Consider the following 16836-nt stretch of genomic DNA (forward strand, 5'->3'; position numbering starts at 1 on the left):
TATAAATAAACAACGGCGACTGATCGAGCTACAGTGCTGCTCATGGCGGAAAGTACTGCGGAGTCGGGGACCCGGAGCCGGACCCGGCGGGCGATCCTGGAGGCCGCGGCGGTCGTGTACGGGCGGCGGCGGAACGCGTCGCTCGGCGAGATCGCGGCCGAGGCCAAGGTCGCCCGGAGCACGCTGCACCGGTACTTCCCGGATCGCGAGGCGCTGATCCGGGCGATGGCCGACGACCTGCTGGAGCTGGTCGAGCGAACCATCCAGGAGGCGGATCTGGACGAAGGCCCGCCGCGGCTCGCCTTCCAGCGGCTGATCGCCGGCTGGTTCGAGCTGGGGCCGCGGCTGTTCTTCCTCTTCAACGAGCCGAGCTTCGGTACGCCCGAGCCGGCCCCCTGGGTGCAGGACTATTTCGCCCGGCTCGACCAGATCGGCAAGCCGATGGAGGGCCTGATCGCCCGCGGGCACGCCGACGGCGTCTTCGCGCAATCGCTCCCACCTGCCTGGATCAACCGCATGCTCTGGTGGTCGGTCTACATCGCCTGCGAGGCGGTCGCCGAAGGTGAAATCACCCGGTACGCCGCTCCCGGGATCCTCCTGCAGACCCTGGAGACCGGAATGCTGGCTCCTGGCACAGCTGGTGAACCCGGGAAGGGGTGAGATGGCCGGTATGGAGGAGTTGCTGCGCGAACTGACACCCCAGGTGCTCGGGTTCCTGACTCGGCGCTACGGGCAGTTCGATCTGTGCGAGGACGCCGTACAGGAAGCGCTGCTGGCTGCGGCAACGCAGTGGCCGACGGACGGCGTACCGGCTAATCCGCGCGGCTGGCTGATCACGGTCGCGACGCGGCGGCTGACTGATCAGTTCCGTAGTGAGAGCGCGCGGCGCCGGCGCGAGGACTCGGTCGCCGCGATGGGCGGAACGGAGGAGCTGGTCGCCCCTGCAGCCGACTCCTTGGACGCTCCGGACGAGGACGACACGCTCACGCTGCTCCTCCTGTGTTGCCATCCGGCTGTCACGCCGGCCTCGCAGGTCGCGCTCACGCTGCGCGCGGTCGGTGGTCTCACCACTGCCGAGATCGCGCACGCATTTATGGTGCCTGAGGCAACAATGGCGCCGCGGATCAGCCGCGCGAAGAAGAGCATCAAGGCCGCCGGGTCCTCCTTCGAGATGCCGCCGGCCGACGAGCTCGCGGAGCGGGTGCGCGTCGTACGACAGGTGCTCTACCTGATCTTCAACGAGGGCTACACCGCGAGCTCCGGTGAGTCCCTGCAACGCGTCGAGCTGACCGCCGAGGCGATTCGGCTGACCCGCATGCTGCGTACGGCGTTGCCCGACGACGGCGAGGTCGCGGGCCTGCTCGCACTCATGCTGCTGACCGACTCCCGCCGTACGGCGCGCAGCGCGGCCGACGGCTCGCTGATCCCGATCGACGAACAAGATCGCGCGCTCTGGGATCGCGATCAGATCGACGAAGGTACGACGCTCATCCTGGCCACGATGGCTCGTGGGGGAGTCGGCCCGTACCAGCTGCAGGCCGCGATCGCCGCCGTACATGCCGAAGCCGCCAGCGCCGAAGAGACCGACTGGCCGCAGATCCACGCCCTCTACCTGATCCTCGAGAAGCTGACCCCGAACCCGATGATCACCCTCAACCGAGCGATCGCCCTGGCCCAGGTCGAAGGCCCTCAAGCCGGTCTGGACCTGCTGGCCACATTGGATGACAACAAGAACCTCACGGAGTCGCACCGCCTGGACGCCGTCCGCGCCCACCTGCACGAACGCGCCGGCAACATCACCGAGGCCCACGACCTCTACCTCGCCGCAGCGCGCCGTACCACCAGCCTCCCCGAGCAGCGCTACCTAACCGCCAAGGCTGCTGCCTGCACGGTCTAGGACTCCGGCAAGGTCGAACAGGTCAGTCAGTGTGAACGACCCGGTCTCATGGCCAGGCAGAGTGGGACGCCAGTCGTCCGGCGCGGTGACCTGCGCGAGCAGGGCGTCGGCGAGCAGGCGACTTCCCAGCGGGCCGAGCGTGGCGCCGGCGGTCACGACCTCAGCTTCGGCGAGCAGGTAGTACCACAGGGGCGTGGAGCGATCGAGGCCGTACGGCTGGAGCTCCGCCAGGTCGGCTGGAGCGAGGACCGGTACGCCGAGTGTCTCGGCGATCGCCTGGCCGGACGGAACCTGCCAGGTGAGGTGCCGCAGCAGATCACGCTGGGGCAGCGAGACGGGAGCGTCGCCGCTCGGCAACGCTTCCCGCGGGAGCTGGAACAGCGGCGTACAGATGGAGCGGTCCAGCTTCTGCCCGCGGGCGGTCAGCAGGTGCCGCCAGTCGACGAAGCGCTGCGGATCGCGGCGGCCGCCGCGCAGGTCTGACCCATCGGGGTGGAAGAGATAGCAGGCCAGGTCGTCATGCACCCGATAGGCCGGCCGCAGCTGGGCATGGCCGATGCGGAGCGCGATCTGGAACTCGATCGGCAACGCATCGGCCGGTTGCCGCGTGAGCCAGGCCCAGGTGCCGGGCTGGATCAGCGCCGGCAGGTACTCGTGCTGCACGATCCACTGGTAGTGCCAGACGACCTCGCGGCGGTATTCATCGAAGCTCTCGACACCGGCCGACCGAAGCCGATCGACGACATGATTGTGGAACCGCAGCACCGCGGCATGCAGCCCGCTGAGAATCACAGTGTCGTCGTTCCGCAGATCCACGGACATCGTCGTACCGTCCGGAGCGCGCGGCACGTCCTCGTACCGGCCGCCGTCGCCGACCAGCAGTTTGGCGGGGTCTGCCGGGTCGAAGTGGAGTCCGGGTGGGCCGTCCGAGTACACCGAGTCCAGGTCCAGGCCAGGGGTGCGCTGGTTGGTGACCACGCGCGGATCGGCGGGCCGGCCGAGCCGCGAGCGCGGATCGAGGGACAGGTCGTGGCTGACGAACTGTCCGAAGAACGCGCTCACGGCGTCCTGTACGCCGGTCCCTGGCTGGTCGGCGAGGACCTCCGGACTCTGGCTGAGGTCGTCCCGGGCGTCGAGCGGACCGTTCGGGCGGCCGAGTTCGAGCAGTGCCGCGACAACCTCGGCCGTGTTGTCCGCGAACGGCGGCAGGGCAAACGCCCTCGTGTACGGCGTCATTCAGCCGCAGTGTCCATCGCAGTGGTACGACCAGGCGTCCCCGCAACCGAATCTCGTCCGCGTGCAGTTGTTCGCCCGGAACCAGCAGGTGCCATCGCACCAGTCGTCCCAGGTGGAGCACGAGCAGTCGCCGGCCGGGGCCATCCCGGCGTTGTCGGACGGACCGAGGGTACGGAAGAGTTGGTTGCCCTCGCGTTTCTCGTACGCCGAGTTCACCAGCTCGCCGAATTGATCCCGGCCGGCGAAGTCCTCGGCCGGGTACTCGAAACCACGCCGTACGAACGCCTCGAACTCGTCCAGGGCTGCCGCCTGGTCGCGCGTCACGACGCGGGCGCCTGCGCGGTAGCGGCGGGTCTGCTCCAGCCAGAGCTCCTGGCGCGCGGCCACGGGCAGCTCGCCGTACACGGCCTTCCGATACGCCATCGGCAGTCGCGTGAACTCGTCGTACCGGCGCGGGAGTTTGTCCTTGTTCGCTGCGATCCAGGCGGGGATGTCGCTGGCCTTGCCAGTCGCGAACGCGGGTGCGCGGCCGGTGAGCACGATGCCGGCGGCCATCCCGGCTCCGGCCCCGAGTCGCAGGAACTGCTTGCGGTTCAGCCCGGCGGCGGGCCGCGAAGATTGCTGCAGCTGGCCCAGACTGCGGAGTACGGCGAGCGTCGTCCGGATGCCGAGTGTGCGGACCAGCGGGGCGACCAGGGCAGGTCCGGTCCACGCGGCGACTGATTCCCGCACTCGGAGCAGGGTGGGCCGCCACGGCGCATCCGCGCCCAGCGTCTCGTGCCGCCAGCGGGTCACGTCGTCGTTCTGCAGCGGCAGGACATCGAGCCGGCCGGCGGTGGCCTCTTGTACGGCGGCGGCGATGGCTCGGCAGTTTCCGCAGGACGCGTCGAAGGCGAGGATCCAGCGTTCGTCGGGCATGGGGCTCCATCCGGTCTGGTTATGGAATAGACCAGATCAGGTTGGCCGTGTGGCCGGTTGGGCGGCAAGGAGTTCGACGAACGCCGAATCCCGGCTTCGGGGAGTCCTGAAGCGCACTGTGGTCTGGGTCACGTGACTCGGGTTGTAACTTCGGTTTACAGTGGCGGGTATGAGCCTTCTGGAGCGAACGCGTGGTCGGGAGCGGCGGCGGGACGTCATCGGGGTCGGGGTCGCCTGGCTGAACCGGCTGGCGAAGTCGCGCACGATCGACCGGTTCGGATGGCGGAAGCAGACCGAGCGGGTGGTGTTCGAGGCGACGAAGAGCGGCTTCCGGACGGCGGGAGCGCTCTCCCGGAGTTTCTCGGCCGCCTCGAAGCTGGCGAAACCGTCTCGGCTGCCGTCGGCGCGGGGGAGTGGGAAGTTCGACCTGACGCCGACCGAGGACCAGCAGACGGTCGTCGAGGTGGTGCGTGAGTTCGCGGCTGAGGTGCTGCGGCCGGCCGCAGCGGTCGCGGACACCGACTGTGCGACCGAGCCCAAGGTGCTGACCGCCTCGGCGGATCTCGGGCTGAGTCTGATCGAGGTCCCGGAGGAGCTCGGCGGCATCGTCACCGAGCGATCCGCAATGACCGGCGTACTCGTCGCGGAAGCGCTCTCGCACGGCGACATGGGGCAGGCCGTCGCGTGCCTGGCGCCGGCCGCCGTCAGTACGGCGATCTCCCTGTGGGGAGACGAGACCCAGCAGGCGACGTACCTGCCGGCCTTCACCGGCGACTCGGCCCCGGCCGCAGCGCTCGCGATCCTGGAACCGAGGCCGCTCTTCGATCCGTTCGATCTCCGCACTCGCGTGACCGGCGGCAAGCTGACCGGCGTGAAGTCGCTGGTGCCGCGCGGAGCCGAGGCCGAACTCTTCGTCATCGCCGCCCAACTCGAGGACCGCGGCCCGGCGTTGTTCCTGGTCGAGTCCGGTCACCCCGGCGTCACGATCGAGGCCGAGCCGTCGATGGGCCTGCGGGCGGCCTCACTCAGTCGCGTCATCCTGGACGACGTACCGGCTGTTCAGCTCGGTACCTTCGACGACTACATCGAATGCGTCCGGCTCTCGCGACTCGGCTGGTGCGCGCTCTCCCTCGGTACGGCGAAGGCCGTGCTCGACTACGTCACGCCGTACGTGAACGAGCGGATCGCCTTCGGTGAACCGATCAGCCATCGCCAGTCCGTCGCCTTCATGGTCGCGAACATCGCGATCGAGCTCGAAGGGATGCGCCTGGTGACGTATCGAGCCGGATCCCGTGCGGAGCAAGGGCTTTCGTTCGCCCGCGAGGTCGCGCTCGCCCGGCGGCTGTGCGCGGACAAGGGCATGCAGATCGGGACGGACGGCGTACAACTCCTTGGTGGGCACGGGTTCGTGAAGGAACATCCGGTCGAACGCTGGTACCGCGACCTGCGGGCCATCGGCATCATGGAAGGCGCGGTGCTGGTCTGATGATCAACCTCGAGACGCCCCGCAAGTTCCGGGCCTTCGTCAACCAGGCTCATCAGGTCGCTGCCGAAATGCTGCGGCCGAACTCCCGCCGCTACGACCTCGCCGAGCACGAGTACCCGGTCGAGCTCGACATGCTCGCCGCGATGGTCGACGGGTTAGGGGCCTCGGGCACCGGTTCCGGCGCCGGCGCATCGGGCGTCCGCCGTACCGAAGGCACTGAAGACACCGGTGTGAAGAACGGCTCGAACCTGTCCTCGGTGCTCTCCATCATGGAGATGTCCTGGGGCGACGTCGGCCTGCTGCTCTCGATGCCACGCCAGGGCCTCGGCAACTCCGCGATCGCCTCGGTCGCCTCCGACGAACAACTCCGCCGCTTCGAAGGTGTCTGGGCGGCCATGGCCATCACCGAACCGGAGTGCGGCTCGGACTCCGCCAGCATCCGCACCACCGCCCGCCGCGACGGCGACGACTACATCATCGACGGCGAGAAGATCTTCGTCACCGCCGGCGGCCGCTGCGACGCCGTCGTCGTCTGGGCCACCCTCGACAAGTCGGCCGGCCGCGCCGCGATCAAATCCTTCGTGGTCCCCAAAGACACCCCCGGCGTCACCGTCGAACGCCTGGAACACAAGCTCGGCATCCGCGCCTCCGACACCGCCACCATCCGCTTCGAGAACTGCCGGGTCCCCGCCGCCAACCTCCTGGGCTCACCCGACATCGACCCCGGCAAAGGCTTCGCCGGCGTCATGCAGACCTTCGACAACACCCGCCCCCTGGTCGCCGCCATGGCCGTAGGCGTAGCCCGAGCCTCCCTCGAACTCACCAGAGACCTCCTGGCCGAAGCCGGCATCGAGATCGACTACGACCGCCCCACCCACCTCCAACCAGCCGCCGCAGCCACCTACCTCCAACTGGAAGCCGACTGGGAAGCCGCCCACCTCCTCGCCCTCCAAGCCGCCTGGATGGCCGACAACGCCCGCCCCAACTCCCTCGAAGCCTCCATAGCCAAAGCCAAAGCCGGCCGAACCGCCAACGACATCACCCTCCGCTGCGTAGAACTCACCGGCACCCTCGGCTACTCCGAGAACCACCTCCTGGAGAAGTGGTCCCGAGACAGCAAGATCCTCGACATCTTCGAAGGCACCCAACAAATCCAGCAACTGATCATCGCTCGTCGGTTGCTGGGAAAGACCTCGGCCGAGCTGAAATAACCTTGTACGTAAGGGAATCGGGGCTGCCCTGTCAGGATCATCAGAGCAGCCCCGGACCCAGATCAGGGTCCTCGTATCCCGGCCCGTTTTCTGCTCTGCTCCGTCGCTGCTCCGTGAGCCGCAAACCGAGTCGCTCAAGCCGGCGATCCACGGCCTGACGAGCCCGGTCGTACGACGACGGCAGCATATGGGTGTACATCTGCAGAGTGAACCCCGGATCGTGGTGCCCGAGGTACTCGGAGAGCTCTTTGATGTTGACGCCGTCGGCCAGCGTGATGCTGGCGAAGTAGTGACGCAAGCATGCATCCCGGCGGTGTAGTCAGCCTTGTAGTGCTTGCGCCCCCGCTGGTCCTTCGTCGGTGGAGGAATGACGCCCGCGGCGACGATGGCCGGCTTCCAGATCAGCAGGTTGTACAGATCGGCCCGGAGCGCCCCGTTGTGAAGTAGGGCGGACGCAGAGCATCTGTGAGGCCGACGCACCGGCTCTGCGCGTCGCGGCCATGCAGGGGGTCACCGAGCGACCGAGGTCTCAACCTCGGGTACTGGCACTCGCGGTTGCTCGGCGGAGCTCAGGTCCCGATCACTGAGCGCACCTGGGCGACGCGGTGGGCCAGGTCGCCGGCCGGGATGTCGACGAGGTCGTAGCCGAAGAGGCGGTAGCTCTCTTCGTGGATCTTTTCGAAGGTCAGCGAGTCCTGGAAGCTGATCCGGCGGGCTGCGGTTGGCTGGACAAACCCTAGGTTTCGAACGAAGAGCACTTGTTGCTCGTAGATCCGCTCCGAGGTGACTCGTTCGAGTTCGTCCGACAGGGCTGCAGATACCGGCCAGCCCAGGTAGGTCGTGAGGGCGTGAGTGCAGACCGGAGACCGGTCGAACACCTGAATGGTTCCGGACGTCTCGAGCTGGCGTCGGCGCTGTAGGGCGACGATGTCGTCGATGAAGGATGCGCGTGACCATGGCTCGGACTCGCCTAGGGCCTGCGCTTGTGCGATGACCGTAGTCGCTGCCTCGTTGACTGTGTGACAGCCGATCTCCTCCAGACACTGGAGTATTGAGGTCTTACCGCTGCCGGGTGTGCCGGTCAGAACGTATCGCTGCATGTGAGAACTCCTCCGTACCCACTCAGTCATCAAAGCCGCCCGCGCGGCGTAGGACCTGCTGCAAAGGCTCCCACGGACAGGTCCTTCGTCGCTGCACAGATCAATCCACGCTTCCCTGGGCAAACGCTGGGCGCCGACGCGTTCCCTCATCGCTCCCTCATCCGGGCTGAATGGCACTGTGGCGCACTCGGAGGATGGAAGAACCGGCTGACACGGGGGATTCGTGGCCTATGAGGACATATGACGGCGCGTCTGCCCAGACGACGAGCGCGGCGGAGGAACTGCGGGACAGGTTGTCGAGGCCGCTGTTCAACCCGGTGCTGAAGACCGTGGTTGGGGACGGCAGTCTGGACTATGAGGTGTACGTACGCACCAAGGAGTTGCTGTCGCTGCAAACTTCTGCGGAGTTGCTGACGGATCCGGACGAGTTGATGTTCCAGGTCGTTCACCAGGCGCAGGAGGTCTGGCTCAAACTCCTGTCCCACGAGCTGACCGAGATCGTCGGCGACCTCGACCGTGACGACTTGTGGGAAGTAGCCGCGCGGCTCGAGCGCGTGAACCGGATCACCGCTTGTCTTGCCAACGAGATCAGGGTTCTGGAGACGCTCACTCCGGACACCTATCAGGTCATCCGTCGCAGTCTCGGCAACGGCAGTGGTCAGGAGTCGCCTGGCTTCAATACAACCCAGACGGCGGCCCAGTACGTCGCGGAGGCGCTCGATCGGATGCTGGCTCGGAGGAACATCCGGATCAGTGACGTCTACCAAGCCGCCGGGCCGACTGATCTGAAACGGATCTGCGAACTGCTGCTGGACTTCGACGAGCGGTACCAACTGTGGTTGATCGCCCATTTCATGCTTGTACGGCGGACGATCGGCGTCGGCCGGGATGTCAAGGCACTGGACGGGGTCTCGACCCGGATCCTGATCGGCCGGATGACCAAGCCACTGTTCCACGCGCTCTGGCGAGTCCGGGAAGAGCTCACCGCGGAGTGGAGCAGGGAAGGTGGCCATCAGCCGGGCTCGGATCGGAGCGTGCAGCAGGCATGAACCAATCGATCCGGGCCGAGTTCCCGCTGCTGGCAGACTCCGTCTATCTGAACAGCAACTCGACCGGCGCCACGCCCCGCGGCGTGGAGCAAGTCCTGCAGAACTACTGGCAGACGTTGAGCACTTGGCGTGACTCAGCCTGGGGCGGATGGCTGGCTGAGCTCAACGGCTACGTCGAGGCACTCGCGTCGTTCATCGGGGCCCCCGCGGGAACCGTGGTGACCGACACGAACGTCAGCACGCTGCTCGGCAGGATCGGCACCTGTTTCGACTTCCGCGGCGAGCGGAACAGAGTCGTCACCACCGACCTGGAGTTTCCCACTGTTCCGTTCTTCTGGCGTGGCTTCGCCCGCTACGGAGCTGAACTCGTGGTCACCGGGACCGGCGGACCCGTTTTCGACATCGAGGCGGTGGAGGATGTGATTGACGAGCGCACCCGGCTCGTCTGTGTATCCCATGGCAGCTACACGACCGGCGCGCTTCTCGATCTGGAACGAGTCGTCACTCGCGCCCACCAGTACGGCGCTCTGGTCGTGGTCGATGTCTTCCAGACCATCGGGGCAGTACCGCTTGACGTCGTCGCGCTCCAGGCAGATTTCGTCCTGGGTGGCGCGCACAAATGGATGTGTGGCGCTCATACGGCGTTTCTGTACGTGCGCCAGGAACTGATCGAGAGTTTGTACCCCGCGGCCACCGGGTGGTTCGCCGGCGCGGACCCCCTCTCATTCCAGGAGACAGGGTGGGCACCTGATGCCAGACGGTTCTCGGGCGGTACTCCGATCCCGATCACCGCCATGATGTCGCGGGTCGGGCTGGACCTGCTTGCCGAAATCGGTGCCGAGAAAATCCGGGCACATTCTCTGCGCTGCACCGACCAGCTGATCAGGCGCGCCGACGCAGCCGGGATCGAGGTGCGCACGCCGCGGACCCCAGAGCACCGCGGCGGCATGGTGAATCTCTGTTTCCCCGGCGACCGGACAGCGGCCGCGGACCTGGCAAGCCGTGGTCTGATCTGTAGCTGGCGGAACGGACTGCGAGTCGCCCCGCACATCTACAACACCATTGACGAGATCGACCTGTTCATGGACGCTCTGGCAGAGGTACGACGATGACGCCGAGAGCACTGATGAGCCTGCTGTTCAACGGAACCAAGGCAATCGACGTACTACAGACTGCGCTGGACCTCGGACTACTCGACGCCCTGGAGCCCGGCCCAGTCAGGCTCGGCGATCTCAGTGAGCGGTTCGAACTGGTACCGCTGCGCCTGTACAAGCTCCTCGACTGCTTGGAGTGCATCGGCCTGGTCGAACGGGTGTCCCAGACACCAGGCGAGCTCTGCGATGTCGGGTACCGCGCGATCGCCGGGACCAGACTTGCCGCATTGGAGGTTCTCGGACCAACTTCGATCGAACGCGACCGCGACCGGTACCCCTGGGCCAGCCTGCATGGCCGGCTGGCTGAGACCCTCCGCGGCGACTTCAGCATGCCGGGCGAAGCCTTCAGTTGGCCGCCCGCCGACGAAACACAGGTGACCGCCTTCGAGCGGAGTATGGCGGCAGGGCTCGGGCCGTTCATCGAGACCTTCCAGGCCAATGCCGAACGGCTCTGGAGAGATCGGGGCAACCTACGACTGCTGGACGTCGGAGGCGGCGACGGCACGCTGGCCGCCCGGCTGTTGCCTGGGGCACCAGGCGTGATGATCGACGTCTACAACCTGCCCGCCGTACAACCTCTGGTGAACAAAGTCCGCGATGAGCATGATTGCGCCGACCGGCTGGGGTTCGTCGGAGGCGACTTCCTCGCGGAGCCGTTGCCCACGGCATACGACGCTATGTCATTCGTTCGGGTTCTGCACGACTGGCCGGCGCCGGTAGCTCTCACGCTACTCCAGAAGACCTTCGATGCACTCGACACCGGCGGCCGAGTGATGATCTGCGAGGAGTTCCGGAACGCTGACCGTCTCGCCAAGCAGTTCTTCTGGTCATATTTCCTGATCGGCGTCGACAGTTGCTCCAGCATGCTCCGCGACGTGGAACAGTACGCCGACATGCTGATGGCCGTTGGTTTCGCCGACATCGAAGTACTCCCCGGACCTGTCGAAATCATCGTCGCCACGAAGCCATCAGCATGAATTTAGGGTTCGAGCCAGACCCGGGCCTGCTCGACGGCCTCGGAACGGGTGTGAACTCCGAGTCTGGCGAGGACTGCCGCTACGTGGTTGCTCGCAGTACGCACGGAGACGACGAGGCGGTCCGCGATCTCGGCGTCAGTCAGGCCCTGGTTCAGCAGCCTGAGCACCTCGAGTTGACGCGCTGTCAGACCGGCGGGGTTCTGCCGGGAGGTGAGGGCTCGACCACGCGGAATGGTGGTGGCGCCTTGCTCGCGCAGCAGACGTCGAGTGACCTTGGCCAAGGAGGTGGCGTTGATGGAGCCAAGTACGTCGAGTGCCTCGAGCAGATCAGCTGGATCCGGGCTCTCGGTCAGGGCCAACGCGTACTCGTAGCGGTAGCCTGCGGTGCGCCATCGATCGGCGGCTTCGCGCCAGCGTCCACTGGTCAGCAAGTCGAAGGGACTGTCCGTCTCGGGGGCCGCTACCTCGTGACCTGCCTTGGTGAGCCAGTACCCAAGCTCCGGCCAGGGCCAGCCGGTTCGGATTCGGCGTTGCCGGGCCTGGGCGTACGGGGCTGCAGCGATGTCTATGACCGCAGCAGCATCACCGCGCAGCCATGCCTCTTCAGCCGCGGCGGCCGCTGCGTGGCCGATCCATAGCTGTTCACCGATCCGATGGCTGAGCTCCAAGGCGGAGGCAAGAAGCTCACCGGCTGTTGGATCCCCGGTTCTGGTCTTGATACGTCCGAGCGTGACGAGTGCAGGGCAGCGGAAGAGTGTCTGGGCACCAACGGCTTGCTCGGCAGACCGGACGGCTTCGCTCCAGCGTCCTCGTGAGGTCTCGGCCACCGCTCGGAGGACGTGGAGCATGTCGAGCCAGCCGAACTGCTCTGCTCGTTCCGCCAGTTCCAGGCCGGCCGTGATGAACTGCTCTGCATCCGCCGCCCGGAACTGATCGAGCAGGTTCCAGGCGATGTTGACATAGATCCGGCAGGCATCCTCCTTGGCGCCTACATCGAGGGCGACCTGCAGTCCTTCTTCCAGGGTCTGCATCGAGTCCGGCATTCCCAGCTGCCACAGGGAGGCGCCCAGGTTTGTGAGCGCGTGTGCCAGGGTTGCGGGGTCCTCGGTCTGCCTGGACATGGCAACGGCACGCTCAGCGGTCGGCATCGCCTTGGTCGGGTTGTAGGCGAGGATGTCCAGCTGAGCTTGGTTGCTGTAGGCCCGGGCCAGTGATCGGGACGGTCCCAGCGGCTCAAGGACTCCGATCGCCTCTTCCGCCACTTGTTCAGCGGTCAGCCGATCTCCTCCCCACCAGTGCATTCGCGAGAGCCAACGCAGCCCTTCGCCGACGGCGACGTGATCTCCGAGCGATCTGCGCAGGTCGATCGCGCGCCGCTGTGCGGCTACCGCCTCGTCGCTCGCACCGATGGTGTACGACTCGATGGCGTACTCCTGCAACAGTTGAGAACGCTCGATGGGAGGGAACGCATCGGCGTACAGGAGGGCCGCTTGATAGTGGGCGACGGCCTGTCTGTGCGCACCACCGCTAGCCGCATCTCGAGCGGCTGCTGGGGCGAAGCGGACGATCGCCTGTTGATCGCCCGCGGCGACCGCGTGGTGGACGATTCGCGCGACATCGGCATCGCTGCGAGCGACCAGCGCGGTGAGAACGTTCTGATTGAGTTCCATGTAACGCACGACTGGTAGCGAATCCGCAATGGCCCGCCGGGTGAGCTCATGCCGGAAGGAAACTCGTCGCGGTGTCACCTCGAGTAGTCCAGCCTCCTCAGCATCCGCAAGCGCCCTGATGCCGCCAACCACGATTTCGTCCAGCAGCCAACGGTCGATGACCGTCGGTACGACGGCAAGCTGCTGGACGGCGGAATGGACTTCAGGCGACAGCCTTTGCAGCCGGTCCCGTACGGAGTCAACGACTGTGCTTGGTACTTCAGTAGCGGTGCCTGATGCGAGTACCTCGCTGACAAAGAACGGATTGCCGGCTGTCGCGGCAAAGACGGCCGCCGCATCGAGTGAACTGTTCGCCGCGAGTTCGGCGACGCCGTCGGGTGTCAGCCGGTTGAGGGGTAGCCGTCGGCAAACGTCGCTCCCGCCGGTCACCCCCAAGAAATGCAGCAGAGGGCCGAGGGACAGGTCGTCGTCGCGATAGGTGAGCATGAGCACCACGGGCAGTTGTTCGATTCGCCGTACCAGGTATCGCAAGACATCCAGTGTGGCTTCGTCGGCCCAATGGATGTCTTCAACAGCGAGCAGGGTGGGGCGGCGGCTGTCTCGAAGCTCCGCCAGGAGCGCGGTCAGGAGCCGATCCCGGTCGGTGCCGATTTCCAGCTCAGTGGCCAGACCTGCGCTCACCTTGTCGGCCAGGTCACGGAACGGACCGAGAGTCCGCGCGGTCTGCAGATCGTCGCAGTGACCAACCAGTGTCCGCCCTTCCGGGGGCATCCACGCAGCCATCGCTTCTACCAGCCTTGACTTGCCGATCCCCGCCTCGCCCGAGATGAGCACCACGGATCCGCTGCCGGACGCGGCCAGGCGGACCGCGGCGGTGAGCTCATCAAGCTCACGCTCACGCTCGACGATCCGGCGATTCACCTGCCGATGATCTCACGCCGAACAGTGTCAGGACCGCAGGTTCCCTCCGGCGACATCTGTACGTTCCGCTCCCTGGCACTGGATGGAACGCCACATCTGAGGAAAGGTTGCGTCGATGTTCTTGGAGGAGTTATGTCTCGTACCTCACGTCGAGGCACTCGGACTTGCCTCGCGCTTGCGGCCGCAGTGTTCGCGGGGGTAGTGGTCGCCGCGCCGGCCTCGGCTGCACCGTCGTCCGTCGAGGTGGAGGTCCACACCGACATCGCCTATGCACCGGCGCAGCCCAGTACCAGCCGAGGTCATCTGCTGGATCTCTATGTGCCTGGCAAGTACGGCGGGACGAAGCGGCCGCTGCTCATCTTCACGGGTGGTAGCGGTTGGCTCGAGGACGATGGAAAGGAAGTTGCCCAGGACATCGCGCCGTACTTCAATGCTGCCGGGTACGTCGTGGCGGGGGTATCGACTCGATCGAGTGTGCAGGCCACGTTCCCTGCGCAGGTGCATGACATCAAGGCCGCCATTCGCTGGTTGCGAGCGAATGCTCTCACGTACGGGATCGACTCTTCGCGCTTTGCGGTGATGGGGGACTCGTCCGGAGGCTGGACAGCTGCGATGGCGGGGGTTACCGGCGACGTGCGGCATTTGGAGGGCACTGTGGGGGTAACCGGTGTGTCGAGCAAAGTTCAGGCCGTCGTGGATTTGTACGGTCCCGCCGATTTCCTCCAGATGGACGAGCGCATGCTGCCGGGTGCATGCGCCGCGTTCAATCAGATCTTCGGCTTGAGCAATTGCCACAACGACCCGCGGTCGCCGGAGTCGCTGCTCGTTGGGTGCGCCATTCAAGAGTGCCCTGACCGCGTCCGCGCGGCCAACCCGATCGCCTACGTCTCTCGCAACGATCCACCGTTCCTCATCGCACATGGCCAAGATGACACGATCGTTCCGCACCACCAGAGTGAACTGCTGTTCCGGGCGCTGAAAGGCGCCTGCGTCTCGGCGACGTTCTACTCCGTGCCCGGCGTCGGCCATAGCCCAGAAATCGTCTCTCCGGACAACCAGCCTGCCGCGGTTACTTCGACGCGAAACTGCCGTGTCGTTGATCCGCACAGGCAGCCGAGCCAGCCGACGTTCGACACAATCCGTGCGTTCCTCGACCGGGCACTCGGCTGACTCCTCGCCTGTTCACTGCGCCGCTGATCACAAATTTGAGTAGCCGTTACTCAGGCGGACCTCGGCCAGAATCGGCACGGTGGAACCTCGACCGGAGAGCAGGAGTGGCTCGGGGAACGTAGTGGAGATGGTGATGGCTGCTGGCCTGACTGACGACCTGACGGCGATGCTCGCAAGAGGCTTCGACGCCCTTGTGTCCGAGGGGGATCTGCTGATCAGCAGACGACTCTTCGAGGCGGCGTACCAGACCGCGCTGACGACCGGTGACCATCAGGCGATTGGGTTGGCAGCCATAGGCGGAAGTGGGCTGTGGGGCAACGAAGTTCGGGACGCACAGGGCTCGGCGAAGGTCCGGGCCAGGCTACGCAGGGCGCTCTCGATGGTTGATCCGCAGTCAACGCTCGGCTTGAGGCTGAGAGCAAGACTCGCCGGTGAGGATGACTATCGGACCGGCGACAGCGCGAAGGTTCTGGCCGTCCTCGACGAGGCTCGGCACCGGCCGGATTCGGAGGCGTTGGCGGACATTCTCAACGTCGCACACCATTGTCTGCTGGGACCTGATCACCGAGTCTTGCGGCGAGAGCTCGCTGCCGAGCTTCTCGAGCAGAGTAGCCACACCATGCGCCGCGGAGACCTACTGATGGGCATGCTGTGGAAGACGGTCGACTTGTTCCTGGATGGTGATCTACGGGCCGAGCGCAACCTCCTGGAAGTGCGACACCTTCTGGAGCAGAGGGGCCACCTGGCTATCGGCTTTGTGCTGGACGCGATGGACTGCATGCTTGCGATCCGGAGCGGCGATCTGGACCACGCCGAGAATCTGGCTCAGGTCTGTGCGCAGCGTGGCAGGGATGCCGGCGATGCGGACGCAACGGGTTGGTTCGCCGCGCAGATGGTGGCGATCAGGTGGTATCAGGGTCGCATCGCAGAGTTGCTGCCGATGTTGCAGGAGGTGGTGCATTCACCGACCCTCAGCGTCACTGATCATTCGTTGTTCGCTGCCGTTGCTGTGTCGGCGGCAGCCGCCGGTGATGTCTCCAGCGCAGAATCTGCGCTGGCAAAACTGACTGGCCGCGATCTTGCGGATCTGCCACGCTCCAGCAGTTGGCTGGTGATGATGAACGGTGTTGTCGAGGCGGCGCACCTACTGAAGGACAGCCGAACCTCAGCGCGTGCGTACGAGCTGCTCAGCCCTTTCGCGGATCTCCCGATGGTGGCCAGTCTCGGAGTCGCCTGTTTCGGATCGGTCCATCACGCCCTCGGTGTCGCCGCACTCACGATGGGCGACGTGGACAAGGCGATTGCTCACTTCGCGACGGCCGCCGAGCAGAACCTTGCCCTGGCGCACTGGCCGGCCGTAGCCGCGTCACGACAGCGGCATGCTCTTGCGAAAGCGACAGCAGACGTCGAGGGCAGCCAGATCTCCGATCTCACCTGTATCAGATACGGGCAGGCATGGAAGATCGAGTCGGGTGATCGAAGCATCCTCCTCGCCCACAGTGTTGGCATGCTGCATCTGGCAGTTCTGATTGCCAACCCGGGCCGGGAGATCTACTCCGCTGATCTCGTCGCTGGGTTGTCTGAGCTCAGTCGGGCCGATGCCGGTACGGCGCTCTCGTCACAGCCGTTCCTTGACCGAGTGGCTGTTCAGAACTACCGGACGAGGCTGGCGGATCTGCGGATCGAGATCGAACAGCTTGAGTCGAAGAACGAGTTCGACGAAGTGGCGCGGGTGAAAGCCGAGCAGGCCTGGATCATGAGCGAGCTGTCTGCTGTTACAGGGATCGGTGGAGCTGTACGCCGCTTTCCCGACGGTCACGAGCGGGCTCGTATCGCCGTAGGCAAGGCCATTCGCCGGGCGCTGGCCCGGGTGACCGAGTCGGATGCGGAGATCGGTGCCTACCTGCGCCGGACCATTCATACCGGAGTCCGCTGCTCCTACCGGCCGACCTGATGCTGCGGGTTAATATTCAACGAAAGGTTCCGGATCCACCGGGGCGGCTCACCTGATCGGCGGCAGGCGCAGTGGAAACTGCTGTGGTGCGTA

14 protein-coding genes are annotated in these 16836 nt (G+C 65.8%); 9 read left to right on the forward strand and 5 right to left on the reverse strand.

Annotation, left to right across the window (positions count from 1 at the left end):
• Positions 1-42 precede the first annotated feature (42 nt).
• Both E1261_RS03220 and E1261_RS03225 read left to right on the forward strand, forming a co-directional pair.
• On the forward strand, positions 43-660 hold the full coding sequence (locus E1261_RS03220) for a TetR/AcrR family transcriptional regulator (RefSeq protein WP_132401531.1): 618 nt from the start codon (positions 43-45) through the stop codon (positions 658-660).
• Position 661: 1 nt separating this feature from the next.
• Positions 662-1897, forward strand: coding sequence for an RNA polymerase sigma factor (locus tag E1261_RS03225; protein WP_132401534.1), 1236 nt, complete (start codon positions 662-664; stop codon positions 1895-1897).
• Here the strand turns inward: E1261_RS03225 and E1261_RS03230 are convergent.
• On the reverse strand, positions 1865-3133 hold the full coding sequence (locus E1261_RS03230) for a peroxidase family protein (protein WP_132401537.1): 1269 nt from the start codon (positions 3131-3133) through the stop codon (positions 1865-1867). The two genes, E1261_RS03225 and E1261_RS03230, sit on opposite strands and share 33 nt — an antisense overlap.
• Positions 3134-4051 (reverse strand): bacteriocin fulvocin C-related protein, encoded by a 918-nt coding sequence (locus tag E1261_RS03235; RefSeq protein WP_132401540.1) that lies wholly within the window; start codon positions 4049-4051, stop codon positions 3134-3136. It lies immediately after the preceding gene.
• Between the two features lie 169 nt (positions 4052-4220).
• Between E1261_RS03235 and E1261_RS03240 the strand changes: the two genes are divergently transcribed.
• Entirely contained in the window at positions 4221-5537 is a 1317-nt protein-coding gene (locus tag E1261_RS03240; protein ID WP_132401543.1) for an acyl-CoA dehydrogenase family protein, read from the forward strand.
• A complete protein-coding gene (locus E1261_RS03245) occupies positions 5537-6748 on the forward strand; it encodes an acyl-CoA dehydrogenase family protein (protein ID WP_132401546.1) in 1212 nt (403 codons plus the stop codon). The genes E1261_RS03240 and E1261_RS03245 overlap by 1 nt, the downstream gene beginning before the upstream one ends.
• Positions 6749-6788: 40 nt before the next feature.
• Here E1261_RS03245 and E1261_RS03250 read toward each other — a convergent pair whose 3' ends face one another.
• Together E1261_RS03250 and E1261_RS03255 are read right to left on the reverse strand one after the other, a co-directional pair.
• Positions 6789-7046, reverse strand: coding sequence for a site-specific integrase (locus E1261_RS03250; RefSeq protein ID WP_132401549.1), 258 nt, complete (start codon positions 7044-7046; stop codon positions 6789-6791).
• 271 nt (positions 7047-7317) lie between these two features.
• Complete coding sequence (locus E1261_RS03255) at positions 7318-7848, reverse strand: AAA family ATPase (protein ID WP_132401552.1); 531 nt, start codon at positions 7846-7848, stop codon at positions 7318-7320.
• Between the two features lie 230 nt (positions 7849-8078).
• Between E1261_RS03255 and E1261_RS03260 the strand changes: the two genes are divergently transcribed.
• Genes E1261_RS03260 through E1261_RS03270 form a run of 3 tightly spaced genes read left to right on the forward strand, consistent with a single transcriptional unit; the run spans position 8079 to position 11028 of the window.
• Positions 8079-8897 carry a tryptophan 2,3-dioxygenase family protein gene (locus E1261_RS03260; RefSeq protein ID WP_132401555.1) on the forward strand — a complete coding sequence of 273 codons (819 nt, stop codon included), beginning with the start codon at positions 8079-8081 and terminating at the stop codon, positions 8895-8897.
• Positions 8894-10009 carry an aminotransferase class V-fold PLP-dependent enzyme gene (locus tag E1261_RS03265; RefSeq protein WP_132401558.1) on the forward strand — a complete coding sequence of 372 codons (1116 nt, stop codon included), beginning with the start codon at positions 8894-8896 and terminating at the stop codon, positions 10007-10009. Before E1261_RS03260 ends, E1261_RS03265 begins: the two co-directional genes overlap by 4 nt.
• Positions 10006-11028: a methyltransferase gene (locus tag E1261_RS03270; protein ID WP_132401561.1), complete on the forward strand. Its 1023-nt coding sequence runs from the start codon at positions 10006-10008 to the stop codon at positions 11026-11028. Before E1261_RS03265 ends, E1261_RS03270 begins: the two co-directional genes overlap by 4 nt.
• A gap of 2 nt (positions 11029-11030) precedes the next feature.
• On the opposite strand, the gene E1261_RS03275 is transcribed toward E1261_RS03270, so the two are convergent.
• A complete protein-coding gene (locus E1261_RS03275) occupies positions 11031-13619 on the reverse strand; it encodes an ATP-binding protein (protein WP_132401564.1) in 2589 nt (862 codons plus the stop codon).
• A gap of 201 nt (positions 13620-13820) precedes the next feature.
• On the opposite strand from E1261_RS03275, the gene E1261_RS03280 reads away from it, so the two are divergent.
• Complete coding sequence (locus E1261_RS03280; protein ID WP_202874264.1) at positions 13821-14789, forward strand: alpha/beta hydrolase; 969 nt, start codon at positions 13821-13823, stop codon at positions 14787-14789.
• Between the two features lie 133 nt (positions 14790-14922).
• Complete coding sequence (locus E1261_RS03285) at positions 14923-16743, forward strand: hypothetical protein (RefSeq protein ID WP_202874265.1); 1821 nt, start codon at positions 14923-14925, stop codon at positions 16741-16743.
• Positions 16744-16836: the final 93 nt, after the last annotated feature.

Origin of the sequence: Kribbella albertanoniae (assembly GCF_004348455.1) — a bacterium.
GTDB classification, from domain to species: domain Bacteria; phylum Actinomycetota; class Actinomycetes; order Propionibacteriales; family Kribbellaceae; genus Kribbella; species Kribbella albertanoniae.